The 26,978-nt window shown below is 69.1% G+C and carries 30 protein-coding genes and 2 pseudogenes; 17 read left to right on the top strand and 15 right to left on the bottom strand.

Annotated elements, in window-relative coordinates; genetic code table 11:
* Nucleotides 1-241: 241 nt before the first annotated feature.
* The 3 genes and pseudogenes from DN051_RS00590 to DN051_RS00580 all read right to left on the bottom strand — a co-directional run.
* A pseudogene (locus DN051_RS00590) lies at nucleotides 242-1,216 on the bottom strand (transposase); the annotation flags it as partial.
* 68 nt (nucleotides 1,217-1,284) lie between these two features.
* Nucleotides 1,285-2,475 (bottom strand): hypothetical protein, encoded by a 1,191-nt coding sequence (locus DN051_RS00585; protein ID WP_162624737.1) that lies wholly within the window; start codon nucleotides 2,473-2,475, stop codon nucleotides 1,285-1,287.
* A gap of 209 nt (nucleotides 2,476-2,684) precedes the next feature.
* On the bottom strand, nucleotides 2,685-3,095 hold the full coding sequence (locus DN051_RS00580) for an Imm10 family immunity protein (RefSeq protein ID WP_112437571.1): 411 nt from the start codon (nucleotides 3,093-3,095) through the stop codon (nucleotides 2,685-2,687).
* A gap of 39 nt (nucleotides 3,096-3,134) precedes the next feature.
* Here DN051_RS00580 and DN051_RS00575 point away from each other — a divergent pair, with 39 nt between their 5' ends.
* From DN051_RS00575 to DN051_RS00550, 6 genes are all read left to right on the top strand, one after another.
* Nucleotides 3,135-3,377 carry a hypothetical protein gene (locus tag DN051_RS00575; RefSeq protein ID WP_162624736.1) on the top strand — a complete coding sequence of 81 codons (243 nt, stop codon included), beginning with the start codon at nucleotides 3,135-3,137 and terminating at the stop codon, nucleotides 3,375-3,377.
* A gap of 95 nt (nucleotides 3,378-3,472) precedes the next feature.
* On the top strand, nucleotides 3,473-4,096 hold the full coding sequence (locus DN051_RS00570) for a replication-relaxation family protein (RefSeq protein WP_162624735.1): 624 nt from the start codon (nucleotides 3,473-3,475) through the stop codon (nucleotides 4,094-4,096).
* 578 nt (nucleotides 4,097-4,674) lie between these two features.
* The gene (locus tag DN051_RS00565) at nucleotides 4,675-4,896 is read left to right on the top strand and encodes a hypothetical protein (RefSeq protein ID WP_162624734.1); all 222 of its coding nucleotides are present in this window, start codon (nucleotides 4,675-4,677) and stop codon (nucleotides 4,894-4,896) included.
* A 2-nt stretch (nucleotides 4,897-4,898) separates the two neighbouring features.
* A complete protein-coding gene (locus tag DN051_RS00560) occupies nucleotides 4,899-5,915 on the top strand; it encodes a helix-turn-helix domain-containing protein (protein ID WP_112437567.1) in 1,017 nt (338 codons plus the stop codon).
* 234 nt (nucleotides 5,916-6,149) lie between these two features.
* Complete coding sequence (locus DN051_RS45705) at nucleotides 6,150-6,623, top strand: hypothetical protein (protein WP_199314828.1); 474 nt, start codon at nucleotides 6,150-6,152, stop codon at nucleotides 6,621-6,623.
* Nucleotides 6,624-6,655: 32 nt separating this feature from the next.
* On the top strand, nucleotides 6,656-7,147 hold the full coding sequence (locus DN051_RS00550) for a hypothetical protein (protein WP_162624733.1): 492 nt from the start codon (nucleotides 6,656-6,658) through the stop codon (nucleotides 7,145-7,147).
* 231 nt (nucleotides 7,148-7,378) lie between these two features.
* On the opposite strand, the gene DN051_RS00540 is transcribed toward DN051_RS00550, so the two are convergent.
* The 10 genes from DN051_RS00540 to DN051_RS00495 all read right to left on the bottom strand — a co-directional run bounded on the left by DN051_RS00540 (nucleotide 7,379) and on the right by DN051_RS00495 (nucleotide 14,809).
* On the bottom strand, nucleotides 7,379-7,657 hold the full coding sequence (locus DN051_RS00540; protein ID WP_112437565.1) for a hypothetical protein: 279 nt from the start codon (nucleotides 7,655-7,657) through the stop codon (nucleotides 7,379-7,381).
* A gap of 56 nt (nucleotides 7,658-7,713) precedes the next feature.
* Nucleotides 7,714-8,880 carry a GNAT family N-acetyltransferase gene (locus DN051_RS00535; RefSeq protein WP_112437564.1) on the bottom strand — a complete coding sequence of 389 codons (1,167 nt, stop codon included), beginning with the start codon at nucleotides 8,878-8,880 and terminating at the stop codon, nucleotides 7,714-7,716.
* A 13-nt stretch (nucleotides 8,881-8,893) separates the two neighbouring features.
* Entirely contained in the window at nucleotides 8,894-9,430 is a 537-nt protein-coding gene (locus tag DN051_RS00530) for a MaoC family dehydratase (RefSeq protein ID WP_246040798.1), read from the bottom strand.
* Nucleotides 9,427-10,290: an HpcH/HpaI aldolase/citrate lyase family protein gene (locus tag DN051_RS00525; RefSeq protein WP_112437563.1), complete on the bottom strand. Its 864-nt coding sequence runs from the start codon at nucleotides 10,288-10,290 to the stop codon at nucleotides 9,427-9,429. The genes DN051_RS00530 and DN051_RS00525 overlap by 4 nt, the downstream gene beginning before the upstream one ends.
* The gene (dmpG, locus tag DN051_RS00520) at nucleotides 10,287-11,306 is read right to left on the bottom strand and encodes a 4-hydroxy-2-oxovalerate aldolase (protein WP_112437562.1); all 1,020 of its coding nucleotides are present in this window, start codon (nucleotides 11,304-11,306) and stop codon (nucleotides 10,287-10,289) included. The genes DN051_RS00525 and dmpG overlap by 4 nt, the downstream gene beginning before the upstream one ends.
* Nucleotides 11,303-12,193: an acetylating acetaldehyde dehydrogenase gene (locus DN051_RS00515; RefSeq protein WP_112437561.1), complete on the bottom strand. Its 891-nt coding sequence runs from the start codon at nucleotides 12,191-12,193 to the stop codon at nucleotides 11,303-11,305. Before DN051_RS00515 ends, dmpG begins: the two co-directional genes overlap by 4 nt.
* Nucleotides 12,194-12,218: 25 nt before the next feature.
* Nucleotides 12,219-13,055, bottom strand: coding sequence for a 2-keto-4-pentenoate hydratase (locus DN051_RS00510; protein WP_246040799.1), 837 nt, complete (start codon nucleotides 13,053-13,055; stop codon nucleotides 12,219-12,221).
* A 3-nt stretch (nucleotides 13,056-13,058) separates the two neighbouring features.
* On the bottom strand, nucleotides 13,059-13,829 hold the full coding sequence (locus DN051_RS00505) for an NUDIX hydrolase (RefSeq protein ID WP_112437560.1): 771 nt from the start codon (nucleotides 13,827-13,829) through the stop codon (nucleotides 13,059-13,061).
* Between the two features lie 117 nt (nucleotides 13,830-13,946).
* On the bottom strand, nucleotides 13,947-14,402 hold the full coding sequence (locus DN051_RS00500; RefSeq protein WP_112437559.1) for an ATP-binding protein: 456 nt from the start codon (nucleotides 14,400-14,402) through the stop codon (nucleotides 13,947-13,949).
* Entirely contained in the window at nucleotides 14,399-14,809 is a 411-nt protein-coding gene (locus DN051_RS00495; protein ID WP_112437558.1) for a DUF6415 family natural product biosynthesis protein, read from the bottom strand. The genes DN051_RS00500 and DN051_RS00495 overlap by 4 nt, the downstream gene beginning before the upstream one ends.
* Before the next feature lie 193 nt (nucleotides 14,810-15,002).
* Here DN051_RS00495 and DN051_RS00490 point away from each other — a divergent pair, with 193 nt between their 5' ends.
* From DN051_RS00490 to DN051_RS00480, 3 genes are all read left to right on the top strand, one after another.
* Nucleotides 15,003-16,310 carry an NsdA family TPR-like regulatory protein gene (locus DN051_RS00490; protein ID WP_112437557.1) on the top strand — a complete coding sequence of 436 codons (1,308 nt, stop codon included), beginning with the start codon at nucleotides 15,003-15,005 and terminating at the stop codon, nucleotides 16,308-16,310.
* A 10-nt stretch (nucleotides 16,311-16,320) separates the two neighbouring features.
* Complete coding sequence (locus DN051_RS00485; protein WP_112437556.1) at nucleotides 16,321-16,890, top strand: GNAT family N-acetyltransferase; 570 nt, start codon at nucleotides 16,321-16,323, stop codon at nucleotides 16,888-16,890.
* 304 nt (nucleotides 16,891-17,194) lie between these two features.
* The gene (locus tag DN051_RS00480) at nucleotides 17,195-18,193 is read left to right on the top strand and encodes a site-specific integrase (RefSeq protein ID WP_162624732.1); all 999 of its coding nucleotides are present in this window, start codon (nucleotides 17,195-17,197) and stop codon (nucleotides 18,191-18,193) included.
* Here DN051_RS00480 and DN051_RS00475 read toward each other — a convergent pair.
* On the bottom strand, nucleotides 18,151-18,993 hold the full coding sequence (locus tag DN051_RS00475; protein ID WP_112441901.1) for an IS5 family transposase: 843 nt from the start codon (nucleotides 18,991-18,993) through the stop codon (nucleotides 18,151-18,153). The two genes, DN051_RS00480 and DN051_RS00475, sit on opposite strands and share 43 nt — an antisense overlap.
* A 204-nt stretch (nucleotides 18,994-19,197) precedes the next feature.
* Here DN051_RS00475 and DN051_RS00470 point away from each other — a divergent pair, with 204 nt between their 5' ends.
* From DN051_RS00470 to DN051_RS44695, 8 genes and pseudogenes are all read left to right on the top strand, one after another.
* Complete coding sequence (locus DN051_RS00470) at nucleotides 19,198-20,634, top strand: IS1380 family transposase (protein ID WP_425471787.1); 1,437 nt, start codon at nucleotides 19,198-19,200, stop codon at nucleotides 20,632-20,634.
* A gap of 585 nt (nucleotides 20,635-21,219) precedes the next feature.
* Nucleotides 21,220-21,687, top strand: a pseudogene (locus tag DN051_RS47490) (pentapeptide repeat-containing protein); the annotation flags it as partial.
* Nucleotides 21,688-21,860: 173 nt separating this feature from the next.
* On the top strand, nucleotides 21,861-22,424 hold the full coding sequence (locus DN051_RS47485; protein ID WP_342781516.1) for a hypothetical protein: 564 nt from the start codon (nucleotides 21,861-21,863) through the stop codon (nucleotides 22,422-22,424).
* A 103-nt stretch (nucleotides 22,425-22,527) separates the two neighbouring features.
* On the top strand, nucleotides 22,528-23,079 hold the full coding sequence (locus DN051_RS44700; RefSeq protein WP_162624731.1) for a hypothetical protein: 552 nt from the start codon (nucleotides 22,528-22,530) through the stop codon (nucleotides 23,077-23,079).
* A gap of 133 nt (nucleotides 23,080-23,212) precedes the next feature.
* Nucleotides 23,213-24,070 (top strand): IS5 family transposase, encoded by an 858-nt coding sequence (locus DN051_RS00460; RefSeq protein ID WP_112437553.1) that lies wholly within the window; start codon nucleotides 23,213-23,215, stop codon nucleotides 24,068-24,070.
* Between the two features lie 34 nt (nucleotides 24,071-24,104).
* The gene (locus tag DN051_RS00455; RefSeq protein WP_112437552.1) at nucleotides 24,105-24,608 is read left to right on the top strand and encodes a hypothetical protein; all 504 of its coding nucleotides are present in this window, start codon (nucleotides 24,105-24,107) and stop codon (nucleotides 24,606-24,608) included.
* 147 nt (nucleotides 24,609-24,755) lie between these two features.
* Nucleotides 24,756-25,223 carry a DUF5959 family protein gene (locus DN051_RS00450; protein WP_112437551.1) on the top strand — a complete coding sequence of 156 codons (468 nt, stop codon included), beginning with the start codon at nucleotides 24,756-24,758 and terminating at the stop codon, nucleotides 25,221-25,223.
* Between the two features lie 652 nt (nucleotides 25,224-25,875).
* Nucleotides 25,876-26,037 carry a hypothetical protein gene (locus DN051_RS44695; protein ID WP_162624730.1) on the top strand — a complete coding sequence of 54 codons (162 nt, stop codon included), beginning with the start codon at nucleotides 25,876-25,878 and terminating at the stop codon, nucleotides 26,035-26,037.
* Nucleotides 26,038-26,199: 162 nt separating this feature from the next.
* On the opposite strand, the gene DN051_RS46220 is transcribed toward DN051_RS44695, so the two are convergent.
* Nucleotides 26,200-26,886, bottom strand: coding sequence for a hypothetical protein (locus DN051_RS46220; RefSeq protein WP_246040800.1), 687 nt, complete (start codon nucleotides 26,884-26,886; stop codon nucleotides 26,200-26,202).
* Nucleotides 26,887-26,978 lie beyond the last annotated feature (92 nt).

The following is a 26,978-nucleotide window of genomic DNA, read 5'->3' as shown; positions in this document are numbered from 1 at the left end:
CGACTTCACCCTCCGACCGGCCGGACGTTTCATCTCTCCCACGTGAAACGCTGGTTCCTGTGCGAGGGCCTCTCGTACATTTGTTGATCACTGTCGAGCGGCCCGGCGGCCGAGCACGGTTTTCTCACATGCGTGCCTCCGCGGGCGTCCTGCGGTGATCGTCCGCGATCTGCGCAGCCAGGGCTTCCGGTCTGCCGCTGTCCAGCCCGCATGAGCACCGCACCACCGCGCATCCCGTCGGGTCGTGTTCGACCCATCCACCTCGGTGAGTCCTGTCGCGGACGAGGGTATGCACGACGGTTGTGTGTTCCACCATGGGGGACGCATGCCCTTTAAAGCCGTCCTGGTGACGGGTGCGGTTCTTGTGGATGTGCCGTGTGTCGGGGTCGACGGTGGACACCGCCCGGTCCGTCACCGTGCGCTTCGCGATACGCCAGCGGCCATCGCGCCCGTCGGAGTCCTCGGCGGGTTCCACGTCCTGGCCGGCGACCAGGGCCAGCAGGCCGACCGCGTTCGCCGCCTTCTCGCCCAGGTTCTGCTCGGGCAGGCGCCCGAGCAGGTTGAGGGCGTCGGTGACCAGCGCGTCGGCCAGCGCGGCGCGGGCCGACTCGTCGTCCCAGGCGATCCTCGGCTTGCCCGGGTCGGTGTAGTCGTGCGCCCGGCAGTGCCCCGCGGCCACCTCCTCCGCGCCGGGAACCTCGCGGATCACCCGGCGGATCGCGGAGATGATCTGGGTGACGGTGTCCTGGGTGGCCACCGCGTCATCGAGCACGGTGGAGTCCAGCGCCCGCCGCTGCCTGCCCTTGAGCACACCGGTCGCGGCCACGACCTCTTTGACCTTGGTGAAGATCCGCATCGGATCGGCCGAATGACGCAGCCGACGCCGGAAGTACGTCAGCAGCGACGGATCGAACGCCATGTCGTACAGCCCGAGCCCGCAAGCGGCCTTCCACCGCAGGTCACACCGCAGTTCCTGGACCGTCTCGAAATCCGACAGCCCCTGCAGGCTCTGCAACACCACCGTCGCGGCCAGCACCTGCGGCGGCAGACTCGGCCGCCCGTTGGACGAGGGATACATGTCCGCGAACATCGACGGCGGGAACAGCGCCTCGCGATGTTCGGCCAGGAACGCGAACACACTCCCGGCCGGGATCAACTCCCGGCAGGTCTCCCACACATCCGGCCCGACCAACTCCCCAGCCCATTCCCCCTGCATGCTCACAAGACTGGCCCCAACTCCACCGAGCCGGGGCCAGAACCCGAGATTTTCAGCAGCCTTCTAGGTCAGCGTGCCCGGGCGAGGTCCAGCAGGTGGTGCATGACCGCCACCGGCAGTGCCGGATTGCCTGCGGCAGCGGCGGCATGTGCCGGCAGGGTGAGCCGCCGGAGCAGTTCATCGGCGGGCAGCCTGGGGTCGCGCACCGCCCAGCCACCCACCTCAGGGTCGTCGGCCAGCCGCAGCACCAGCTCCGGCCCGGCCTCCGGGTCGTCCAACGCGGCGTGCCGCAGCCGCGGGTTGGGGTCGTCGGCGAACCGCGCCAACCCGGGCCGGGCGAAGTTGCGGTGGTTGCGGTACCCCGACCAGTACCGGTCCTGCACCGTGGCGTACAGCTCCACCAGCAGCTCGTGCGGCGCGTCCTCGCACGATTCGGCCAATGTGCGCCGCACCCACTCGTCCTCGTCCGCGGCCAGCAGGGCTACCACGCCCGGCGTCAGGTGCGGCTGAGCCGCGAGCACCCGCCGCAGCCCGACGTGCGCCGACCGCGCGATCCGGCGGGCCGCCTCCGGGTCGGTCGCCTGCCGTGCGATCCAGGGCGGCGGCGACCAGAAGTGCTGCCACACCGTGCAAGGGATGGCCGTGCGCTGTTCCTCCGTCAGCTCCTCCCGCATCGATACCGCGAGCCGGACGTCGTTCTCGGGATCCTCCGCCAGTCGCAGGGCCAGGACGGTCGGTACCTCGGGATCAGCAGCGGCCTTCATCCGCACCGCCGGATCCGGGTGCGTCACCCGCTGCTCCGCCATCAGCACGGGCGGCGGCTCCTGCACCGCGACGGGCGGTTTCTCACTCTCGCCGACGATCCGACGGATCTTCGGTTCCAGGTCCTGCGCCAGGATCTCCAGCACCCCGGCAGGGATACGGCGCTTGTACTCGAAGAGCATCACCGCGTACACGAACCGGACCCGTGGTTCCGGATCCCGCGCAAGCCGGGCCAGCACGTCGACGTCCGCCGTCGCGTTCTCCGTCACGTCCAGCCGGTGCTGGATCTGCGGCGAAGCCACCAGCAGCTCCGTCGCTGCGGCATCCAAGGTCCTGTGCTTGAGCCAGAAGCTCGGCATCGGCAGCTCGTCGAACTCCAGCAGCCGGGCCAGGATCTCCACCGGCAGCACCTGATTGCCCGCCAGCCCCTGGAGCCAGCCGTCCACCACATCGCCATCCGCAGTTGCCCGCTCCAGCGCCCCACCCAGTCCGTCCATCCCGCCATTCTCGCTGCCCCGACGCCGTGGGTTCGCCGCTGGCCAGCGCCACCAGGCCCGCCCAGCAAGGGCGCACGCCCGGCCATGGAGGAGCACGGAAAGGGACGCTGGGGCCCGGTCGCGGCTGCCGTCGCGATTTCGTGATCGGCGATTGCGGGGCTGCAATTTTCTCCGCGTAATCCCCCGCCCCACCGGACCCCGGTGACCGCTCAGACGGCTACACGAATCGGCATAGCGTCCGCACGTCCATAGGCGAGTACCTGGGCGAGGACTTCTCGGAACAGGACGACGTCCTCGGCCGGGGCTTCAATGACAGCTTCGATCTCGCTGTCGCTCAACCGCAGGTCATCCAGCGCTTCAGGGTCAAGCGAGACGCGGAGGATGTTGCCCGCTAGAACGGCTTCGCGCACACAGCCGTACGCGGTCCCCTGTCCGGCTGTGACCAGGCAGTGTGTGTCCATGCCCAAGGCGACCTCCTGATCATCTGGGTCATCCTCGCCCGCCATGAACATCAAAATGAATCCGCTTCCGTCCTCCCCTTCGGCGAGAGCAGCCTCGGTGAAGTAGCCGTCAGGGTCGATCTCTGTTGTGGCGACACGAGCAGTGAACCGGTATGTCATGACGGGGTTCTATCAGGGCGTTCAGCTGAGGCAGGACACATGGGGCGAGGCCAGGTGAACCGCGACTGGTTACCACCGAAGCAACAGCTCGCAATAGGCGAGAGAACCGGCGGCCGCCACCGCGCCGCCACCTTCGCCCTCGCACTCCAAGCCGTCCTCAGCGGCGACGTCACCGGAGCCACCGAGCTGGGTGTGAAGGACCTGGCCCAGCTCTACTCCGGCCGTGGCCTGACGGTGCACCTCGTCCACCGCGACCTCGACAAGGACGTCGTCGACCGCTGAATCTCACCCCAGAAGACCGCGCAAGTGTGTGCTCGGCCAGCCAAGCGGGGCGGGACCCACATATCGCGGACTACGGGCGGCACGGCCGGGAGAAGGTGTGGCACCTGACCGTGGCCGGGCAGCGGGCCGTGGCTGAAGGCGGCGACGTCGTCGTACGGCCGCACGCCGCGACGGGCGAGCGGGCGGTAGCTGCCGGTCTCGCCCCGCACGGCATGGCCGTCACCGAGGTCATCACCCTGTGGGGCGGCCCGATCCTGGACTGGGAGGTCGAGGTGGACCACACAATCGACAAGGTCCGCCGGGTGGTCTCCGACGCCGTGCTGTACCGGCCCGGCCGGGGAGCGGAGGCGGAGTTCCTGGAGGTGGACCGGTACACGTTGTCGCTGCCCCGGCTCGCCCTGAAGCTGCGAGCGTACGAGACGTACAGCCAGGCCACGTTCCACGAGGGGGAGCGCGGCACGATCGGCCGGACGAAGTGGCTGTGGCGCGAGCGGTACCCGCACAGCGCCCTCTTCCCCGTCGTGCGCCTGGTCCTCGCCGGCACCGATGATTGCGACGCGCTCGACCAGCGGGCCCGGGCCCTGCAGCAGCGCATCCGCGGCATCCGGCCCCGGGTCGACGTCGCCGCACTGCCCCGGCTGCAGCGCCAGCCGTCCACCGAGTGGACCTGGCGGCCGATCGGGCAGAGCGACGAACAGGCGCAGACCCAGGTGGCGTGACCGGCCCGGGCCCGGCACAAGGTCAGCCCCGGTCCGACCTGTTGGCTCTAACGGGTCGACCGGCGCTGAGCTGCACTGTTGCCGTCGCGGCAGGCGAGTTGGGCGGAGGCGCGGCGAGGGGTCGGCGGTGACCGCCGACCCCTCGCACGGTGTTGTCGGCGCATGAACGGACCGACGGTCGCGGAGGCCCTCGCGGCAACGCGGCCGCCCACGACGATGTCCCGAGGTCACAGGGGGAGCCCACAGACGGAACGGGATCCTCAGTGCGTGGCACATGAGGCGTCAACCAGAATCGGCAGTACCCCAAGGGGGACACAACCACGATTGAGACGGAAACGGTGTAAAGGCCGGAGAGTCCCAGCCCTGACCTGCTGATTCCGCGCGTGTGAAGGTCTCGATCCGCCGCGCCCAGTCTGAGACAGGGACGGGTTTATACCCGGGCGTAGTCCTGGAGTTGGTCATGAGCACTCTGTGCGGTGCGCCAGCATCGTTGGACTGTCACTCGCATGGGCGACGGCAACCGCCCGCGCAGTGACGCCAGTTGGGGAGCCCGAACAGACACCGAACGGGAGAACACCGTGTCTCACACTGCCCGCGCCGCCTGCGTGGTGCCCGGCGACCTGCCGCTGACCGCTCCGGAGGCGACCATCGTCGTGGTCGTCCTGGTCCTGGCCGTGCTGCTCGCCCTCGCGGGGATGCCTGCCTTGTCCGTCCTGGTCCTGCTCGCCGAGACGACGGACACGGGCTTGCGCCTGGTCCGCCGGGCACGCTCCCGCAAGCAGGCCGAAGCGGAGGGCTGACGATGGGACGGCGGGAGAACCCGATCGCCCCCTGCGACCGGGAGCTGGAGAAACTGGTCCTCTACCTGCGGGACCACCGCAATTGGGCCGGGCTGAACTACAAGGAACTCGCCGTGCGGTCCGGATGCAGCGCCTCGACGCTGATCCGGGCCGCGTCCGGCGAGCACATGCCGAAGCTGAAGACAGTCCGGGCCTACGCCCTGGGTTGCGGCGCCGACCCCGATGAGGCCGAGCGGCTGTGGAAACGGGCCCGCTACCGGGCCGCCCGCGGCTGCCAGGAGCCCGTTCCGCACGCACGGTACGTACGGAACTTCGCAGAGCTGCACGCGGCGCTGGCCGACCTCTACCAGAAGGACGGCGCCCGGCCGTACCGCGAACTGGAGGCCGCCAGCGACGGCGTCCTGGCCCACGCCACTGTCGGGCGGTTCCTCCGCCAGGAGGGCGGACGCCCCACCCGCCAGTTCGTCCGGGAGTTCGCCATAGCCTGCGGGGCCAAGGGGATGGCCCTCCGCGAGTGGGAACAGGCATGGGACCGGGCCGAGGAACAGCGGCTGGGCGGAACGCCCACGGTCGTAGCACGGCGCCGGGCCTCCGAAGTCGTCCTTCCGGACGGCCGCCCGGTGTACTTCCACTCGGATCCCGAGCGCACCCCCGACGGACAGGAGATCCGGCGTCTCACCCCCACTGGGCCTCACTCGGACGGCCACACCGTCATCGCGCTTTCCCGGGCGATCGGTGCGATGTCCTCCAAGTCCTGCCCTGTCTGCACGACCAACACGCGGTCACCCGACTCCGTATTGCCGCAGGCTGAACTGGAGGCTGCTCGGAGCCTGCTCCGCATGCAGCCGCCGACCCGATCCCGGCAATCCGTGCGACGGGGGTCGGTGATCGTGGGGACCGCCGCCACCGGGACAGGTGCCGCGAGAGCAAGAAGGGCACCTTCGCGTCTGGTGGTGAATGCCGGGGCCGGCTTCGGGGACAGCCTGGCCAGCGGTCCGACCGGCACCCGGCGTTCCTGACAGAGCCACAGTTCACGGCTGGTTGGTCCCGTTGGGGGCAATGGGACCAACCGGACGCCCCGGTCGGGCCCGTTGGATCAAACGGGCCCGACCGGGGCTGATCTGCGGTCAGGTGAGTCCGGCGGAGTCGTTGTCGTCCCAGACTCCGGACCACGCTGGCCGATCGCGATCTGTCGCCGGTCCGTGAGGTGCGGCAGGCTGAGACGGCCCAGACGATCAACGGGAGGGACGGGCATGGCGTACGAGGACTGCACGTACCACGGCATCCAGGACGGCCCGGAGAGCAATAGGAGCGACGAGGAGGAGTGGAAGCCCGCCCGGATCCTTGTCGAAAAGCCCGAGTTCGGCCCCACCGAGCGGCAGGACGTGACCGGGCTCCGGGAGCTGCCCGAGCCGGAGCATGGGGGCTTCGGCTGGGGCTACAACGGCGGCGGCACGAGTGCGGCGGCCGGGGTGATCCTCGCCGACGCGCTCGACCTTGGCGACCCGGACAAGTGCGGCATCGGCTACGCGGCCTACCTCGAGGACGAGGTGCTGGTGCAGCTGCGGGAGGACTTCTGCGACGACGTCCTGTCCCAGCTCTGCGACCAGTGGCGCCTTCGCCGTGGTGTAGTCCTGCGCTGGGCGCGTGCCTGGTACCTGCAGCGCGGGATCGACGAGCTGCCCGCCGCCCTGCGGGAGCTCCCGCCGCTCCAGAGCCAGACCTGACGATGGGCTCGCCGAACCCGGCGCGGCCGCGCGTGTCCCTGTGGACCCGCATGGTCGACGCCTTCCACGGACGGGACACCGCGGCGCCGGCGCCCTCGGTCGCCCCGAACAGCCTGGAGTGGAGGGTCGACCCCGACACGGAGACCTGGTGGCACGTGCCGCCCGGCGGCCCGGCCGGCATGCAGGAGATCCGAGCGAGCGCACCGGACGGGTACGAATTCGCCCGCCTGGTCTGGCAAGCCTGCGAGGTGTGCCGCCTCGGGCTGATCGTAAAGATCAGGGTCACCGGGCCTTGGCAGCGCCACGGGTACGGCAGCCGCATGGTGCGCTTCGCCCTGCACGGCCGTGACGGGTACGCCTGGACCACGACGCCGCAGTCGGAGGATGCCCGGGCGTTCTTCCCGGCTCTCACCGCGTCGACGGGCGTGGCCTTCCCCCGGCAGGCCCAGCGGTGCGAGCACATGCGGGCGCGGGCGCCCCGGCACTCCCAGCCGAAACGGCGGCTCGACCCGCCGTCCAGCTGAGGCCGCAAGCGCACGGTCAGCCCCTGTTGGACCCGTTGGATTCAGCAGGGGCTGACTGCTGCTCTGGAGGCCCTACGGCGCCGTTACGGCTGCGCTCTCCAGCTCGGCAGCGGCCATCTGCTCGTCGTGGTCCCGGAGCATTCGCATGACAGTCGCCGGGCTGGGGTGCTGGCCCTTCTTGGCGCCGGTGGTGATGACGAGCCGGGAGGCGATGTCCCGCAGAAGGGAAGGTCAACTCCTGCGATTCTGAGCGCGGACCATCGTCACACAGCGGCGGGCGCTGATCCGGCTTGCCAGGTCGAAGGCGCGCGTCGCCGTCTCTGCCGCGATATCCGCGTCGCCAGCACGAAGATGCGTCTCGGCCTGGTACGCAAGGAACACCGACCGCGTCTTCGAACGGGTGGCAGGCAGCAGATCCATGCCCTCATCCATGAGCTGGTGCGCCCGCCGCAGTTGCCCGAGGTCGGCGAGGCACCGGCCGGTGTCGGCAGTGAGATCGGCCTGCGACATCCAGGAGCACCACGTCGGCGGCGGGTCGTACGACGGAGCGTCCCAGCGGACAGAATCTAGAAGTGGTCGGGCAACCAAGGTTCGTGCTCTGTGGTGCGGATCAGTCTGTTGAGCACCTCCTCGGAGCCTGCGTCCACTCCGGCCAGGCGTGCTGCGGTCGCTGTCCGGTAGCCGCCGGCGTACCAGACGGCCAGTTGCCGTCGGGTGAGCCGGACTTCACCAGCGGTGTGCGTCTTGGTGATCTGTCCGGCGCCGCCTTTCACTTCGAGCAGGTACTGGCCCCAGGTCTCACCGTCCTCGCCTTCGATGTCCACGGGAACGTCGATGTCGAGGTCATCCGGCCAGCCCCGCAGCCGCACCGCTTCCTCCAGGTCGAGGATGCGGAGCATCCACGGGTGCCACGCTTCCGCCGTCAGCCGGTACCGGTGGAGGTTGTGCAGCAGAGCCGGGTACGGGGGAAGGGCGGAGCGCCGGAAGTGGATGGCTGGGGCGCGGGTGTGATGGCTGGCGAGGAACGCCATCATCTCGCCGACGGTGTCCGCGTCGGCGGCCCAGAAGTCGTGCACGGTCAGCTGCATCCCGTGCCGCTCGCTGCGCTTCATGGCGAGCGATAGCGACCCCGTGGGGGACTGTGCCGGGCCGAACCGGTACGTGGTCAGCTGTTGCTTGTTGTCGATCCAAGCGGGCCACCAGTCCGGTCGCAGCACGGGCCCGTTCCACTGCCGGGCCAGGCGGCGTTGCAGCTCGTCGGCTTCCGTCGTACGGCCGTGCTCGACCGGCAGCCCAGAGCGGGTGAAGGCCCGCTTGAGGTCGTCGGTGGCGATGGACCACGCGAACACGGGAACGGGGGCCTCCCAGCCGAAACGGCGGACGTACCCGCCCGATGTCGTCCACAGCGTGGAGATCACCGCTGCCTGCTCGCGCAGGTGACGAAGCCGTTCGGCGAGCATGTCGACGGAGAGGCGGGCGCCGCGTTCTTCGGGGGCGACGCACCCGGCACTGAGCAGGGCGGAGGGCACGGGGGCCCCGCCGAAGAACTGCGGGACGAGGAGGCCGAGGCCGCCCGCGATGACCCGCCCGTCCCGGACGGCGACGCGGATGTCCGCGTGCGGGCGCAGGCGGGTGATGTCGCCCACGGGATGGCCGTAGCTGCGGGTGGCGAGGGCGTCGTACTGCTGCCACAACTCGTCGTCGGCCTGCACGATCCGGATCGCATCAGGCATGTCGCCACCCCTTCTAGTAGTTGGTCCGGTCGCGGACGGCATCGGCATCGATGGGGACGAAGAAGCTGCGCGTGAAGGTCACCACGGCCGCACCCTCCTGGTTCTTGCCGGTCGTGCGGCTCGTGACGATCCCGGTGTCCGGGCGGCTGCGGGACAGGCGGCGGCCGGTGATCTCCGTCTCCGCGTAGAGGGTGTCGCCCACGAACACGGGATGGGTGAAGCGGATCTCTTCGAAGCCGAGGTTGGCGATAGTCAGGCCGCTGGTGCTGCGTACGGTCATCCCGCCGACGATGTGGAGGGTGATGCTGCTGCACACCAGGGGCCTGCCCCACTGGGTGAGAGTGCTGTAGCGGGCGTCCGTGTGGATCGGGGCGTCGTTGCCGCCGAGCGTGGTCATCACGACGTTGTCGGCCTCGGTGATGGTTCGCCCGGGCCGGTGTTCGATGACCAGGCCCTCACGCAGCTCGTGGTAGCCCAGGCCGACGACTTCTCGGTAGCGGCCCTCGGCGATCCGCCGATACCCCGCTGGTGTGGGGATGCTGGTGGTCACACGCTCACCCCACGCGGCGTGCGGCCGTCCACGCGAGCCAACAGTGCCCGGGCGGCTTTGACCATGGGCGGGCCGATCATCTGCCCGTTGACGCGCACGATGCGGCCGCCCGCTTCCTCGGAGGCGGCCACGATGGCGCGGGCGGCGGCGACTTCCTCGTCCGTCGGGGTGAACACGCTGGTGACGACGGGGAGCTGGCGGGGGTGCACACAGCACTTCCCGGCGAAGCCCAGGTTCCTGGCGCGTTCGGCTTCGCCTCGCAGCCCGTCCAGGTCGTCCAGGTCGAAGAACGGGGAGTCGATGGCGCAGATTCCTGCGGCGGCGGCGCTGGTGACCAGCGCGGACCGGGCGTGCAGCATCGCTTCCCAGCTCTTGGAGCAGCCGAGGGCCGTCGCGTAGTCAGCGGTCCCGAACACCACCCCGGCGATGCGCTCGGCCCGCACGATCGACGGCAGCTCTTCAAGCGCACGCGGCGTCTCGATCAGCGCATACAGGTGCGGCGTGTAGCCGGGCGCGTCGAGGGCCCCGGCGGCGATCTCGAAGTCCCGGGCCGACTCGACCTTGGGGATCAGCACGACGTCCGGCCGGACCGGGAAGTCGGCGATAGCCGTCAGGTCGAGGATGCCGTCCCGGGTGGTGGGAGAGCTGATCCGGACGCCGAGGACGCAGCCGGCCGCCGTGGGGGCAGTGAAGAACGCGGCGGCGTTCTGGCGGGCCTGCGGTTTCACCGCGGCGGGCACGGAGTCCTCCAGGTCGACGAGGGCGACGTCGGCGCCGCAGCCGTGCGCGGCAGGGAAACGGCCGGAGGCGTGGCCGGGCGTGACGAACCACACCCCGGCGGGGGCCAGCGTCTGCATCATCGAATCGCCCCCTGTGCCGCCAGGGTGCGCGCCGCGTCCAGGATCAGGTCCTCCTGCCCGGCGATGACCCGGCGCTGGCCGAGCTCCACGAAGATGTCCCAGGGGTGCACTCCCTGGCTCTCGGCGGCGGCCAGAACGGGCTTTTTGAACCCGGAGAACACCCCGGACAGCCCCGAGACGAGGCTGGTGGAGTCGATCGTCGGCGGGGCGGGCATCAGCGTCTTCTCGGCGAGATCGGCGGCGTCGGCCAGGCGCCGCAGATCGATCCCGGTCCGGTGGCCGTAGCGCTCCAGCACGGCCACGAGAACTTCCAGCTGGGTGTTGCCCGCGCCCGCGCCGAATCCCCGCGCGCACGCGTCGATCGTGCGGGCGCCGGCCGCGACGGCCGCAACCGAGTTCGCCACGGCCATCCCGAGGTTGTTGTGCCCGTGGAACGCCACCGGCACCTCCACCGCCGCGGTGATGGCGGTGATCCGGGCGGTGACATCGTCAGGCAGGTAGTAACCGGCGCTGTCGAAGATGCACACCGCCTGCGCCCCATAGCCGACCATCAGCATGCACTGCTCGGCGAGTTCGCCGGGACTGGCCATGTGGCTCATCAGCAGCACGCCCTGCGCCTCGGCGCCGAGCTCGCGGAGGACGCCCAGGTGGCGTTCGGTGACGCTGGCCTCGGTGCAGTGGGCGGCCACGCGCACCACATCCACGCCGTGGCGGACGGCGTTGCGCAAATCGGCGGTGGTGGCCCAGCCGGGCAGCATGAGGGTGGCCAGCCTGCTGCGGGTGAGGGCTTCGCGGGCGGTGGCGAGCATCTCATCGTCGCTGAGCTTGCTGCGGCCGACCTGCAGGGAGGAGGCGCCGATCCCGTTGCCGTGGCCGACCTCGACCACCGGGACACCGGCCGCGTCGACCGCCGCGGCGTAGGTGCGGATCTGCTCGGCATCCAGCTGGTGCCTTACGGCGTGCTGGCCGTCGCGCAAGGTGGGGTCGTGCATGATCACCGTGGTCTGGGCGGTCATCGGGCGAGCTCCTTCAGCGCGGGGACCTTGGCGAGGGCGTGCTGCTCGGCCCCATAGATGGCGGCGGCGCTGATCACTTCGAGGTTCCCGGCGTGCACCGGCATCCGGTTGCGGGTGGCGGTCACCTCCGAGATCACACGGACCGTGTCGCCGGTGACGGTGCACGAGGTGATCCGGTAGCCGGGCACGACGGTCCGCATGGCCGCCGCAGCGGATTCCACGACGTCACTGACCGGGCCCGGCTTCAGCCCGGGGGCCACCATCGTCATGGCGATGCGGAATGGCGGCGGTGGCGCGGCCGCGGAGACGTTCAGCATCGCCTTGGCCGCGCCGGTGCCGGTGAACCGGCGGATCGCGTCCTGGGTCGTCTCCACGTATTCGTCGAGGTTGAGGCGGCTGGCCCGACCTACGCTGACGCTGGCAGCTGTGGCGACCATCTCCACGTACTGCGGCCGGAAGTGCTGGGCGAGGGCGTACAGGACGGGGATCGATGCCTGCCCGCCGCAGGAGACGAGGCCGATGTGCTGGTGTTGGGCGGCCTGGTCGCCGTTCACGGTCGGCACGATCAGCGCACCGGCACGGGTGGGTGTCAGGTCGATGAGTACCGTGCCGGTGCCAGCGAGCCGGGCCCAGTGCTCGGGGTGCTCGAAGGCGTTGGTGGCGTCGAAGACGATGTCGAAGGTCTGGCCGGAGTCGAGCAGGGCGGCGACGCCGCCCGCTGCGGTGGCGCAGCCCAGCTTGGCGGCCTGCGCCAGTCCGCGGCTGTGGCTGGTGCGGCCGACGACGAGCCCGCAGCTCAGGTGCGGGGAGTTCTGCATGCGCTCGACCAAGTCGAGCCCGAGTAAGCCGGAGCCGAGGACGGCCGCGTTAACGGTGTTCGATGACATGTGTGCTCCCGGTGTGGACGGCAGGTCAGACGACCCGCAGATGGATGGCGGGGAGCCGGGTGGAGGTGGCCCGGAAGTTTGTGCCAGGGGTGAGCGGGAGGCTCGCGTGTACCGATCCGGCCAGGACGATGTCTCCGGCGCGCAAGGTGGTGCCCAGGACGGGCAGGCGGTGCGTCAGCCAGACCAGCGCCTTGAGCGGGTCGCCGAGGATGTCGCGCCCCTGCCCGGCCGCGACCATCTCGCCGTCGGCCTCCGCCCGGATCTGCTCGGCGGCCAGGTCCCATGCCGGATCGAACGGGACCGGACTGCCGGTGATGACGCCGGCACAGGCGGCGTTGTCGGCGATGCTGTCGACCAAGGTGATGTTCCAGTCGGCGAAGACGGTGTCGAGGACCTCAAACGCGAGGAGCACCTCGCCCACAGCCGAACAGACGGTGGCCAGGTCCGAGGCCTCGGCCAGGTCGCGACCGAGCCGGAAGGCGATCTCGGTCTCGATCCTGGGGTTCATGAAGTCGGCCGACCGCAGCCGGGCTCCGCTGGCAGCGACCATGCTGGTCAGAACGACTCCGGCGTCGGGCTCGTCAATGCCCATCTGTTCCTGCATCGCGGCCGAGGTCAGTCCGATCTTGTGACCGGCGACCCGGGCCCCTGCCGAAACCCGCTCCTCCAGGTTGATTCGCTGGATGCGGTAGGCGTCCTGAAGGCTCAGGCCCGGGAAACGCTTCGACAGCGATCGGACAGGAACGCCGGTTCGGGCAGCGTCGGCCAGCTCCCGTGCCAGCCCCGCTAAGACCTCCTCCTCCGCCTCGGGCCCGGCCATCTGTACGGCCGGATGGTTGTCGGCGCTTGCGGGACTGGCCATCGGCTACCTCCGCTTGTAGGCCTGGTCGGTCGTGCCATTCGCGGCATGGCGTGCGGCGAGCACCGGCAGGAAGTCGGCGTAGCGGCCGCCGAGCCCCGCCACATCGGCGTCCGACCCGATGAACGCGATGCAGTCCAGCTCCGAGGTGCGGCCCTGGGCGCTCTCGGCGGCGACAAGCTGCGTGTACTGCTCGGTGAGCGCCTCGGCCGGGCAGGCGGGAGCGCGGAAGTGCACGCCCACGTTGCCCTTGTCGCCTCGGGTCACCGCCCACAGCTCCAGGTCTTCGGAGGCGACTTCCCGCCCGGCCTCCTCCGCGAGTTCCAGCGCGGCGTGCCGGCGCAGGCACTCCACGTCCAGGGCGGCGCCCACCTTGGGGGGCTCGATCGTCCCGCCGGGCAGCTGCCAGCGCCCGGGGGCCGCAGTGGACGACGCCATACGTCCCACCAGCAGCCGCCCGTCGTCCGTGGGCTGCGCAACGGACACGAACACCGACGGGGCGGACACGGCGTGGACCGGGTCCAGCCGCAGTACGTACAGGCGGTAGGTCGCCCGGTACCAGGTCAGGAGCAGGGTCTCGGAGTCCTTCCACTCCAGTCCTGCGCACACCACGGTCGGCCCGTCGAACAGCGCCGGGTTCGCCGTGACGGCCTCTTCCCACCTGCGCTCCATCGCCGCCGTCTGCTCATCGGTCAGCCGGGGCGGATCAGTCTCCGCAAGGAGCAGGCGGCAGACACCGGAAAGCTCAACTGCGGGAGCCTGCGGTTGGTTGGGCAACGAAACCTCCTGTTGAGTGCCCTACATTGGCAGCGCTGATCAGGCACGCGATGCCGGTGCCACCCCTGCCGCGAGCCCCAGACCGTACCTTCGTCACGGGCCTCGAGCGACGGCCGGTCACAGTGGGGACCGCCGTACGAGCTTCAGCTCGGCCCATACGCGTTTGGCCGACAGTTCGCCGCTGCGGCGAGAGCGGAGCAGGTCGAAGCCCCAGCGGTTGGCGAGGTCGTCGACAAGGAGGAGGCCGCGGCCGTGGCCGGCGTCCTCGTCGGGCGTGCGCAGCTGCGGGTGCCGGTCGGGGGAGCGGTCGGTGACGGCGAGGTACACCCGGTCGCATGCCGGGCGGCTCACGGTCAAAATGATCCTTGGGCCGTGTGCGTGCCGCACGGTGTTGGCGACGAATTCGGACATCACCAGGGCAGCCGTCTCCGCGTCGTCCTCCAGGCCCCACACCGCCATCGCTACGCGCGCGAGCAGCCGGGCCTCCTTTGCCGTCTTCGGGGCGCGGTCGGCGGTCAGCCGGTAGCCGGGATACCCCTTCATCCGGGGCCGGGGCGCCGTCATGGTCGTCATGACCGCACACCAGCGACGGGCCGCGCCGCCTGCAGAGGGCCGGGATGCTCATGGAGGGTGAGCAGGGCACGGCACTGGATGGCGAGATCCCAGACGCCCTTGGATGAGGTGCCGATCCCCTCCGCCAGCCTGTGGCGGGTTCCGGCGAGGACGTGCCGGGCGGTGCGCCGCTGCTCACCACGCATGCGCGGCTCCACCCCGGCGAGTTCCGGCACCAGGAGCTGGACGTGCCCGCGCAGCAGGCCACCGAGCCTCTCCCAGTCCTCACTCGCCAGGCGCCGCGAGGCCGACAGGACCGCCTCGTACGACTGCCGGATGGTCTCGGAATCGACCGGGACGTTGTTGCCGGCGCCCGCTGGGCGGGGCGCCGGGACTGTCGCCGTTGCGCTGCTTGCAGCGTCTGCCACAGCGGCCTCCCTGATTGGTCGTCACGTCACCGTCTACGCAACCAGCGCAGGACGAGCGAGCGCGACGCCAGCGCAATGCAAGAACGATGAAACTTCGCCCAGTTGGGGTGAACTGCGACCAAGCCCGGGGCACCACAGGGGTGGGGGCGGTACGGTCGCCGCACCCGTCATGTCGGATACCGCCGGAGTCGGTATGGTTGACCGCCCCAAGACCCCCAACGTCCGGGTGCGCGCCGTGCGCGAGGACGAACTGCAGAGGTCCCGTCAGGAGTTCGCGAAGCTCATCGTGGAGACAGGCGAGGAGATGGGTGAAACAGTCGCCTGCACCGCGCGCTTGGTGGCGGCATGGGAAGACGGCGACGTCCAGCTCCCCAGACCGGTCTACCGGCGGATCCTCACGCGGCTGACTGGACGCACCATGCAGGATCTGGGCTTCCGGCTCAGCACCCCGCCCCACACCGCTGCGCCGGCCGCCACGGCGAACCCAGAGGAGGAGCAGGTGAATCGCCGCGGGTTCATGGCCGACAGCGCAGGCGCGGTCCTGTCGCTCATCCCCCTCCCCTCCCCACGGAATGGGGCCCCGCCGGGCCGGATCGGCGCCGTCAACTTGCGTGCCCTGGACACGGCCGTGACGAAGATCTACGCCCACGATCACGACCACGGGTCAGCCGCCATGCGCCGCGGCGCCTCCGACGCCCTGCACACCGCCTACTCGTGGCTGCAGGAAGGCACCTACACGGAGAAGACCGGCAAGCGGCTGAGGTCGGCGACCGGTCATCTTTCGATCGCCGCCGGGTGGCTCAGCTACGACTCCGGCCGTCCCGCCGACGCGCGCAGCCTGTACAACGAGGCCCTCGCCGCCGCGCGGATCGCCGAGGACCCAGGCCTGGAGGCGCACGCCTTCGGCTGCCTGTCCCTGCTCGCCAAGGCATCCGGTCGGCCGCGCGAGGCAATCTCGGCAGCGCAGGGCGCGCAGAGCGTAGCCAACTCCTACGGCTCACCGAGGATGCTGTCGATGTTCGCGATGCGTGAGGCCGGCGGCTGGGCCCTGCTGGGAGACACCAGCGCCACGGACCGGGCGATCATCCGCGCCCACAAGCTGTACGCCAACGGGCCACGTGAGGCCGATCCGGACTGGCTGGAGTTCTACCATCCGGGCGAGCTGGCCGGGTTAGAGGCGCTGGCCCGGGCCGACCTCGCCCAGCACGAGCGGGCCGCAGCCGGGGCGGAACAGGCAGTGCTGCTGCACGGCGACCAGTTCGCCCGCAATCGCGCCCTGTACACAGCCGACGTCGCCATTCAGCATGCCGTCAGGGAACGTCCGGAGCCGGAGGCCGCGGCCGAAGCCGCCGGACGCGTCCTCGCGTACCTTCCGGAAGTGCGCTCGGACCGGCTGCTGCAGCAGCTGCACAACGTCTCGAGCGCGCTACAGCGGCACGCGTCCGTCCCGGCGGTCGCGGACTGGCTGGAGGAGTACCGCACCATCGCCGGCGTCAGCTGAGGAGGAGACGGTGACCACCCCGAGCACCCGCACCGACGTGGTGATCCGCACCTACGGTCCTGGCCAGGTCCCACCGCTGATCGACACCCTCGCCGACATCTGGGCCGACAGCCACCCGGAATTGGTCGACAACCCGGGTGCGGAGGCAATGGGCCTGTCCGTGCCTGCACTCCACCGCCAGATCACCGGCCACCTCAAGCACCCCGGCTTCGTCCTGGTCGTCGCGTACGCTGGCGGCAGCGCCGTCGGCTTCGGCTATGCGTTCCCCTGCTCGCCCGACTACTGGTTCGGCCCCCTGGTCGATCAGGTCCCCGAAGGCGCCCGCCAGGAGCGGCTGATGGGCCTGTGTGAACTGGCCGTCCGGCCGACCTGGCAGTCCAAGGGCATCGGCACCCAGCTGCACGGTGCCCTCCTTCAGGCCATTGCCCCCAAGTGGTCCTCATTGCTTGCCCTGCCCTCGAACCAGCGCGGGCAAGACCTCTACGCCCGGCTCGGCTACAAGTACGCGGGGCCGTACCGCAACACCCCTGACGGCCCGGAGTTCGACCTGCTGCTCCTCCACGTTCAGGACGACGCCTGACGGGACGCTTCACCAGCCCTCACCGGCCTGCAAGGAGAGGACCGGCGCCGATCGGCGACCAGGCCGGCTGCGGCAACGTGAAGATGTGGTTCATCCGCCTACGGCCCTTCGCCGTCTGGCTGGAGGACGACGGCATCGAGTACTTGAGCGAGGTCGGCGACCGCCTTCTGGACGAGTACCTGGGCCACGTGCAGGCCCTGTCCGTGACCCCGAACGTCAAATACCAGCTGCTGAACGCGGTCCGTGCCCTGTGGGCCTACGGCGAGCACCTGCCTGACGTGTGCCGGCTCGCGACCGTCGAGCCATGGCAGGGCCAGTCCCTTCGCGAGCTGGCCGACATGCCGGGCCGGGGCCGTTTCAACGCCACCCCTCGGATCGCAGCGGTGACCATGGAGGCGCTGCTGACTGGTCGCTGCGGATCGTCGAGGACCTCGGTCCGGACATCTGCGATGCCTGGAGGGAATTCCGGACCCTGTCCGCCGGAGACCACCCCAGCCAGCGCGTCTACGACGGCTTGTCGCCCTCGCAGCGGGTGCGGCTGTTCGTCCAGGAGGCGGCCCGCACCGGGTCTGTACTCCCCGGGGATCCGCGGACCGCAGGCGCGGTCAGCGCCTACCATCTCGGACGTCTACTGGGGATCAAGCCCTCGCGTCGGCGGACCTATCTCAGCGTCCTGGCCGCGACGTGCGCGGCCGAGCTCGGCGTACGGATCGCGGACGACTGCTACCTGGGCTCGATCACCGGCCGGGTCGACGACCGCCCATGGCGCGACCGGCCCATCACCGCTGCGGAGCTTCCGCTGTTGGTCCGCATCCTGGTCGCCGCGTGCTTCGTGGTGATCTGCTACCTCACAGGGGCTCGTCCCGGAGAGGTCGTCGCTCTGCGCCGCGGCTGCCGGGACACCGACTCGGACACTGGCGAGCTGCTCATCCGCGGTCGCCGGGGCAAGGGCTACGACCGCACGCCGCTCGATCCGGTCGACCCGACCCGGCCATGGGTCACCGTCCAGCCCGTACACGACGCCATCGCGATGCTCGAATCGCTCCACGACGCCGACCTCCTCTTCCCCACCGGCCTGATCAAGACCAACTCCCGCGCCGGCCGCTTCGCGATCGGCACAGCGCAGATCAACCGAGATATGGAGAGGCTGCTGGCCTGGGTCAACAAGACCTTCGCGTCCGGCGACGGGGCCACGCTGATCCCGCCCGACCCGACCAAGCATCTGCACGGCTCGCGATTTAGAGCACCCGGCAGTAGGCGTTACTTCAGGCGTTTGGTAGTGGGGCGACCGTCCCATCGGTAGAGCGGGGTGGCGCGGCGGATGAGCATACGGAGCGTGACGATGGCGGCGGACAGGTAGAGGTAGAAGTCGACGACCCGGCTGCGTTTCTCGGTGCAGCGTCGCAGTTTGCCGAAGCCGTTCATCCACGCGTGACTGCGCTCGACCACCCATCTCTTGCCGGCCTGTATGGGAGCGGGCACGCCCTTGCGGGCGATCTCGCCGGTGAAGCCGAGTTCCGACAATGCGGCCCGGGTCTTGTGGCTGTCGTAGCCACGGTCCAAGTTGACATTGACCTGATCTGGCAGGCATCCGACCTGCTCCTTCGCGGCCTCCAAGGTGGGCACGAGCAGCGGTGAGTCGTGCCGGCTGGCCCCGGCTGAGACGATGCCGAGCGGGATGCCGCGGGCCTCGGTGGCCACCGAGCGCTTGAGGCCCTGCTTGCCCCGGTCCACTGGGGAGCGCCCGGCGGCCTCGCCACCGCAGGGAGCCTTGGTGATGCAGCCGTCCACGGACAACTCGCTCAACTCAAGGCCGATCATCCGGTCGTACGCCTCAAGCACCAGGGCGTGCAACTGCCCGGCTATTCCGAGTTGGGCCCAGTAGGCGACTCGTCGTCGGATGGTGCGGTCCGAGCATCCAGGAGTTGCGACACGCTCGTAGCCGGAGCCGTGCACCAGGGCGGCGATTACGTGGTCGAACACCACGCGGTCCGCGATGCGCGGGTTGTGGCAGCCCAGCGGGTGGCTGTCCACGTGCTCCGGTAACAGCGTCGCGAACTGGTCCCACAGGGGTTCGAGCAGGCATGATGGCAGGACAGGCACGGGCCCTCCGGTGATCACTGAGCGTAGAGAACTCCATGATCACCATGGCTCGTGCCTGCTCGACTTCCGGGGTCGCCTTCATCAACGAGACACGCCTACCGCCGGGCGCTCTAACCTCACTGTTTCGCTTGGGGTTGGTGGCTGCCGAGGCGAAAACGCGAAAGTGCCTTCCTGACCTGGAACGATGAACCTTGCTGAGGGGTTCTGTCGGTCCAGGCGGAGGGCACTTTCTACGTGCAGGGTATCGGGTTGCGTCCCAAGATCTATGTCAGTGCCGATGGTTCGGGGGTGGTCGGTCGTGCCGGGACACGGTTGCTGGCGGATCTTGCCGATGCCACGGGGCTGACCGCCGCGTACTCCACCGCGCTCAGGCCGTTGCGGCCACGCGGGACCGGACACGATCCAGGACGAATCACCACCGACCTGGCGGTGATGCTCGCCGACGGCGGCGAGGCGTTTGCGGACCTGGCCGTACTGCGGGACCAGGCCGAAGTGTTCGGCTCGGTTGCCTCGACACCGACGGCCTGGCGGCTGCTCGCCGACATGGACGAGCAGGCACTTGCTTCGCTGCGTTCGGCCCGCGCTTCGGCTCGGGAGGTCGCTTGGCTGCAGGCCGCCGAGAACGGTGAGGGCATACCCGCTGCCCGGGCCGCGGGTCGTGTGCTGCCCGGCCTGGTCCTGGACCTCGACGCCACGCTGGTGGCCTGCCACTCGGAAAAGGAGGCGGCCGCGCCCACCTACAAGGGCGGTTTCGGGTTCCACCCGCTGGTGTGCTTCCTGGCCAACACCGGCGAGGCGCTGTCCGGGCAGCTGCGGCCCGGGAACTCCGGAGCCAACACTGCCGCCGATCACATTGCGGTCCTCGACCAGGCACTCGCGCAGATCCCCGATGCCCACCGGCACGGCACCGACATCCTGGTCCGCACCGATAGCGCCGGATCCGCGAAAGCCTTCCTCGCTCACGTCCGTGACCTGCGCAAACGAGGAATCCGTACCTTCTTCTCGGTCGGATACGCCATCACCGAGCCGATCCGCCGCGCCATCCGGGCCATGCCCGACCGCCTCTGGCATCCCGCCCTGGACCAGGACGGGACACTGCGTGATGGCACCGAAGTCGCCGAGCTGACCGGCATGGTCGATCTGGGCGGCTACCCGGCCGGCACCCGCATCATCGTGCGCCGCGAGCGGCCACACCCAGGAGCACAGCTGTCGCTGTTCGACCTGGACGAGGGACTGCGCCACCAGGTCTTCCTCACCGACACTCCCTATCCCGGTGGTGGTTCGGCCCAGTTCCTCGAGGTCCGCCACCGCGGGCATGCCACCGTCGAGGACCGCATCCGGTGCGGCAAGACCACCGGGTTCGGCCGTTTCCCCTCCCGCGACTTCGGTGTCAACGCCGTCTGGCTCGAACTCAGTCTCACCGCGATCGACTTGCTGGCCTGGACGTGCCTCCTGCTGCTGGACGGGGAGATGGCCACCGCCGAGCCGAAGAAGCTCCGCCACCGACTCCTGCACGTCGCCGCCCGCCTCACCCGCGGCGGCCGGCGACTACGCCTGCGGATATCGGCGACCTGGCCGTGGAGACACGAACTCGCCACGGCTTTCCACCGCCTCGCCTCACTGCCCCGTCCCGCCGGCTGACCAGCAAACCCCAGACCGCCCACGACCCGAAAGACCTTGGAGAACCCGGCCCGAGCGTCGGGCCTTCGCCATACTCACCGGCCGACCAGCGACCGAAATCATCGGTCGACCGCCACCAGACCAGCTCAGCCACCCGAAGCGAAACAGCGAGGCTAAGTCACGGAGCCTCCGGAGGGCAGCATTTCCAGGGGCTCCGTGACGTGTGGAGTTGCGCTCTTTCAACGATGCCAGCGCTTCCGTGTCGAGATCGGTTCGTCCTCACCAGCGCATGCTTGTCGGGTCGGGACCACCAGCGCCGCCTCTCGCTCACGACCTGCAGTTCCGGGGCGGGAGCGTCGGCCCGGTCGTGGGCGCTCCGTTCAGCGCGCCACGGCCGTGGTGACTTGCGGCGAGTACTTTGACTGAGCGCGGTTGGCTGCTTCCTCCAAGGGCGCCGATACGCGGTCTGGCAGAGCCCGATCCTGGACAGTCGTTGAACGGCACGCTGCGCAGGGCCTGCCGCCCAACGAGGAGACCTGCCCCACCCAGCCCGAATCACAACAGCAGCCCGCCTGAACCCACTTGCAGAGGGTTACGGTGCTGGCTATGGCAATGTCCCCGGCCGCACCCCCGGCCCCGTCCTGGCTGCACTGCGCTCACGGCGCGGATCCGGCCACCGATCCCATTGGCTGCCGCGGTATTCATGTCCCAGGCCATACCGCCTGCCTCGCCCACCTGAACGGCACCGACCGCGACACCTACCTGGCGGGTCTGACACCCGGCTCCGACATCGACCACCGCGGCACCCCCTTCACCGAAGACCTCCTGAACCGACTCCTGAACGCCCCTCACGACCCCATCACCCCCCACCCCCACTTCGGTGCCACCAAGTTCGAAGGAGCGCAGTTCTCCGGCGACGCTGGGTTCGACGACGCGCAGTTTTTCGGTGACGCCGGGTTCGGCGGGGCGCAGCTTTCCGGCGAAACCGCTTTTATTAGGGCGCAGTTCACCGGCGGCGTCGCGTTTATCAGGGCGGAGTTTTCCGGCTCCGCCATGTTCGGCGGGGCGGAGTTCTCGGGCGACGCCTGGTTCAGCGGGGTGCAGTTCTCAGGCACCGCCGGGTTCGTCGGGGCGCAGTTCTTGGTGGCTTCACGGTGGGGGCCGGCTGTCTGTGTGGGATCGCTGGATCTGTCGGGTGCGGTGTTCGGGGCGCCGGTGACGCTGGAGATCGCGGCGCGTGAGGTGGCTTGTGCCACACCCCTGACCCCGAAGATGTCGCCGCCCTGTACCGGCAGCTCCGCAAAGCCTTCGAGGACGGCAAGAACGAACCCGGTGCCGCCGAGTTCTACTACTGCGAATGCGAGATGCGCCGCCACGACCGCGCCGGCACCCCCAGAGTCGAACGCGGCCTGCTGTGGGCCTACTGGCTGCTGTCCGGCTACGGCCTGCGCGCCGCGCGCGCCCTGGGCTGGCTCGCCGCCGCCATGCTGCTCACGATCATGCTGCTGATGGGCTACGGCCTGCCGGGTTCCTCCCCGAAACAGGAAGCGACCGGTACCGTCCCGCCCGGCGGGGCAAGGTCAGTCACGTTCACGATCGACAAAGACGACCCGCAGAACCCGACTGGGGACAGGTTCACCGGCAAGCGGTTCGAGAAGGCCCTGAACATCACGCTCAACTCCGTGGTCTTCCGCTCCAGCGGCCAGGACCTGACTACCGCCGGCGCCTACATCGAGATGACCTCCCGCCTCCTGGAACCCGCCCTCCTGGCCCTCGCCGTCCTCGCCATCCGCGGACGCATCAAACGCTGACCCACCGCCACCGCGCCTGCTTGATCCGCGTGCGCTGCGAGATTCGAACCACTCGCGATCAGTTCGCGCCTGGAACTAAATGGGAGAGTGATGAACAGTGAAAATGTCCGAAGAGTGGGATTGGGAATCCCTTACGACCCTGAGCATTCCCTCGAGTCAACTTCGAAAGCACCTCGGACGACTGCTCGGAATGGATGCAGAGGAGCGAAACCGTGCACGCGGGGTACTCTACTGTGAGGTTGCCAATCAGGGGTATCTGTATGATGCCGCTGCTCCGTGTGTCGACATCATAGCGGAGCACGTAGAGTCCGGAGGGGGCCTTAGTTCAAACTCTGTCGACGTGCTTGAATCGATCCTTAACGCCAGACATCCGGGCCTCAACGTAGCTATTGGTGGAGTCGCGGTGGATGTGGCTGAATACTGCAGAAAGAGAATCCTTGATATTCTTCCAGAGATTCTCCGAAAAGCCGATGGCGAGGATATAGAACTCTTCCGAGAGGTTTGCTTCCTGATTCCTCAGTTGGCCGACTCGTCACAGGAAGTGATTGAGTTCCTCAGCCTTTCGGTTTCGCGATTTGAAGGCGAATTGCTGCGCATCTCCAGTGAGGCTTTGGAAGAGGCCCGGGAAGTTCAACGCGAAGGACACATGCCCTAATATCGACAGCAAATAGTAAGCTCCGTCAGGTGTGTCCTGGCGGGTTACTGTAGAACTCCTAACGCAGTGCCCCGTGTGAGACGGCGTTTGAGATCTGCGGTGTCTCGTTGCTGGGGCGCTCGTTGAGCTCACTGTGAGCGGTGGTGGGGGCGGGTATCCGTCGGACCTGACGGATGAGCAGTGGGCACTGGTGGAGCCGTTGCTCCCGCCAGCGCGGGTGGGCCCGAAGGGTGGTCGGCGGGAGAAGCACCCGCGGCGGCGGATCCTCGACGCGATCTTCTACGTGGTGCGGACCGGGTGTTCCTGGCGGCAGCTGCCGAAGGATTTCGCACCGTGGCCGACGGTGTACTGGTACTTCACGTGGTGGCACGACGACGGCGCTGTCGAGCGCATCCATGACGCCCTGCGCAGCAGGGTCCGTGAAGCCGACGGCCGCGACGCGGAGCCGAGCGCGGGCCTGATCGATTCACAGTCGGTTCGGTCGGCCGACACAGTGCCCGTGGGAACCAGAGGGTTCGATGCGGGGAAGAAAGTGAAGGGCCGCAAACGGTTCATCGTCACCGACACCCTCGGCCTGCTTCTGGCGGTCCAGGTGGTCGCAGCGAACATCCAGGACCGTGACGGCGCGAAGCGTTCGTTGCTGTGGACCCGCCTGGACCACCCGGGCGTGCAGAAGATCTGGGCCGACCAAGGCTTCGCCGGACGCCTTGTGGAGTGGACCAGTGCTGTCCTCGGCCGCGAGCTGGAGATTGTGCGCAAGGCCCCGGGCCAGCGCGGTTTCCAGGTCCAGCCGAAGCGGTGGGCGGTCGAGCGCACACTCTCGTGGATCACCTCTCACCGGCGCCTGGCCCGCGACTACGAAACCAGTCCGGCCAGGTCAGAGACCATGATCCGCTGGGCGATGATCGGCATCATGGTCCGTCGGCTCACTCGAGGCCGGCCAGCCTCACGCCCAGGACCCCGTCCACTCTCGTTCAAGCCTGGCCTGTGAGTGGTTCCGTCGAGGTGTCTGGTTGGATTCGCGCATGGGCAACGGCAGCCACAAGGAGTCAGGTCTCTCCAAGAGCACCTGGAGCGACGCAGATTTCGAAGAGATGGGGTGGCATGACGCCACCATCCACGGCTTGTCCGTCCAGCCGACCGACGACCTCCTGCCGCGTCTTCTTTTCGACCTCGACTACATCGTCCGCTGGGTCCACCCGGTCCCGCCCGCAACCCATTTTTCGTTCTGGGTCTCTCCGGTGACACTCGTCTTCGAAGATGTCTTCGACCTTGAGGGCGACCTCGACTTCAAGGGTTTTGCTGTGGACTTGGAGGTCGACAGGGTGCACCGGCTGGTGCCGGATGATGCCCGTCCGAACTTTGCGCCCTGTCCGCTTTGGCACATTGAAGGCCACGCGTTTGACTTGAAGTTCCGGGCCTCGGGCTTCCGTCAGTACTTCCGGCAGGCCCCGAGTCTCGTATCCCGGCAGGCATTGCCCTATGCCGAACGCGGGGGTTGTGGCTTCACCGAACTTGGCTTCAGCTGACTGGTGACCTGCCGAGGCATCTGCCGACAGTGAGCACAGCGACCGCGTCGGCACAACTTGGGCTGGCCAGATCTCAAACGCGGTCTGAGCCTGGGTGCTGGTACGCGTGCATCATGACGGCAGTCGATGTGAACGTGGGGAGCGGAGATGGCCGAGGACAGCACCGTGGATCTCATTTGCCTGGCCGACGAAGAGAGCAGTCTCATGGTTCGGGTACTGAGCCGCCACATGCCCGGGGTGCTGCCGTGGCACGACTTCCTCGACGCCGAGATCGTCGTCACGAGCGGGTTCGCCCAGGGACGCCTGGATGTTTGCCTGGCCCCGGACGACTTGGACAGCTGGTCAAAGGTCCTGCGCACGCTCGCCGCCGGGCGGGACGCCGCATGGATGGACGACGGACGCAACCCCGAGATCCGATTCGAACCGTCCAGCCAGAACGGGATCGCCGCGGTCGTGGTGGAAGACTTTGCCAGAACGGGGACGTCGGTCCGGGTTCCGGTACGTCTGGCTGATGGATGGGCCGATGACCATAACGAACGGCTGCAGCGCGTCAGGGCGACCTGGCCTCAGGAAGTTGTGCAGACCTCCCCAGGAGCCTACGAGTGGCGGCGCTGAGCTGCTGTGAGCCGACGCCACGCCAACAGATGAGCGCGCAGGCCAGGGTGCGCGTCGTCGGGAGCCTTCGCGCCGGCCCGGCCGCTGAAGCGCCGGGCCGTGCAGACCGCCCGGGCCCCCGGACAGGGCGACGTCGCAGCGGTCCGTTCAGAGGCCGCAGGCGTCCACTGCGGTGAGGCCCCGGCCACGCCCGGGCCGGACGACTCTCCGGCCGGGGCGCAGCGGTTCCGCCCAGCGCACTGCCACGCCGCTCGTAGGGTGCGGGTATGACCGACCCCGCGCCGTTTTGCCCGCCAAGCCGACCGGCTCATCACCGCTCTCCGGCAGGGCTAGGCGGTCGACGCTGCGGCGACGAGTCTCGGCCTCGACCTGCCTGCGGTGTGGACCCGAGCGCGTACGGACACCCGGCTCACGATCGCTCTCGCCGGCCGCGACCCCGACGCTGTCGAGGAACGCGTTCGGACCGCGCGGGCCGACTTCCTGCGTCTGCTCGCCCTCGGCGTACCGCCCGGCCGGGCCGAGCTCATCCTCGGCTTCGCGCACACGAGCGGGTGGCGCAGCGACGACCCGTTCGCGAAGGCCTGCGACGCCGTGGCCGCGGCATCCGCCCCGTACGCGCAACACTGGACAGACGCGCCTCACCCCGACGCGGGTGGCGCTGTTTTTGGAGGAGCTGAGCAAGCCGGGCACGACGGTCCTCGCGGCCGCGGTCGGCGTGACCACGCCCGCCATCTACCAACGGCGGCGCCGTGACAAGGGCTTCGCCACGGCGATGGACCAGGCGCGCGAGGCTGGCCGGCAGGCCGTCACCTGACCCGCGTCACCGTCACCACTTCCCTGATGCTTGGGTGGGTTCAAGCGTCAGGAGCGATCGCGGTTGACAAGCACCTCGCCCCAGGCCATCCCGGTCGCCGACAACGTCGTCCCACTCCGCCCGCCCGTCACCTGACTGCACGTTAGACCCCGCATTATCGCCTTAGTGCATCATCTCCGCATGGGGGTGTTCGGGGTCTGCCGGGCAGATGTAGAGCTGCTGGTCGGAGCCGTCGGCGAGCTGGATGGCGGTTGGTTGCCTGGGAGCAGGGTTGACGTTGACGGGGGTGGCGTGGGCCTTGGCGGGGATGTGACCGCGAAGCTGGACTTCCCTTCCTTGGGCGCGGAAGAAGTCGATCAATTCCTGCCCCTCCGGGCCTATGCCGTTGGAGGTCGGACTCGTGCGTTCGCGGTCTTCACACGCTTCGTCGGGGATCCAGCTGCTGCTGTTGGCCAGGCTCTCGTACGAGGCGATGGTCAGCAGGGCGTCCATGTCGCTACCGCAGGCAGGGCAGAGCCGGGGGACGGGGTCGGTGGCGCTCCAGCGGGGCCATCCGCCGACCTTCCAGCCGGGTGCGCTGGCCAGCTCTTGGTCGTAGTAGACCCCCGCGGACGACGCGTACTCCTCCACATCCGCCACGACCGTCTGCCATGTGGTCCAAGTCCCGATCCGCTCCCGATGCTCCTTGCTCAGCTCCAGATGGTCGGGATACTCCGTGACCTGCTCCGGGTAGAGCAAACACGGCTCGGGCAGGTAGCCGTCGGACTGCATCACGGCCGGCTCAGGGGGCGTGGTGAGGATGTCGGTGACAGTGGCTGCCGAGCGCCAGAACACCGCAGTTCGCGGCATCGCCTGGTGGTCAAAGGGACACCACAGGACTTGGAGCAGGTCTGCACCTTCCGGCGCGTGCAGATCGGGTACGTCTCGTGCGTACAGCTGCG

Source organism: Streptomyces cadmiisoli (assembly GCF_003261055.1).
Taxonomy (GTDB): domain Bacteria; phylum Actinomycetota; class Actinomycetes; order Streptomycetales; family Streptomycetaceae; genus Streptomyces; species Streptomyces cadmiisoli.
The sequence above is the reverse complement of the archived record's forward strand: the minus strand, read 5'-3'. Positions and strand labels throughout refer to the sequence as shown.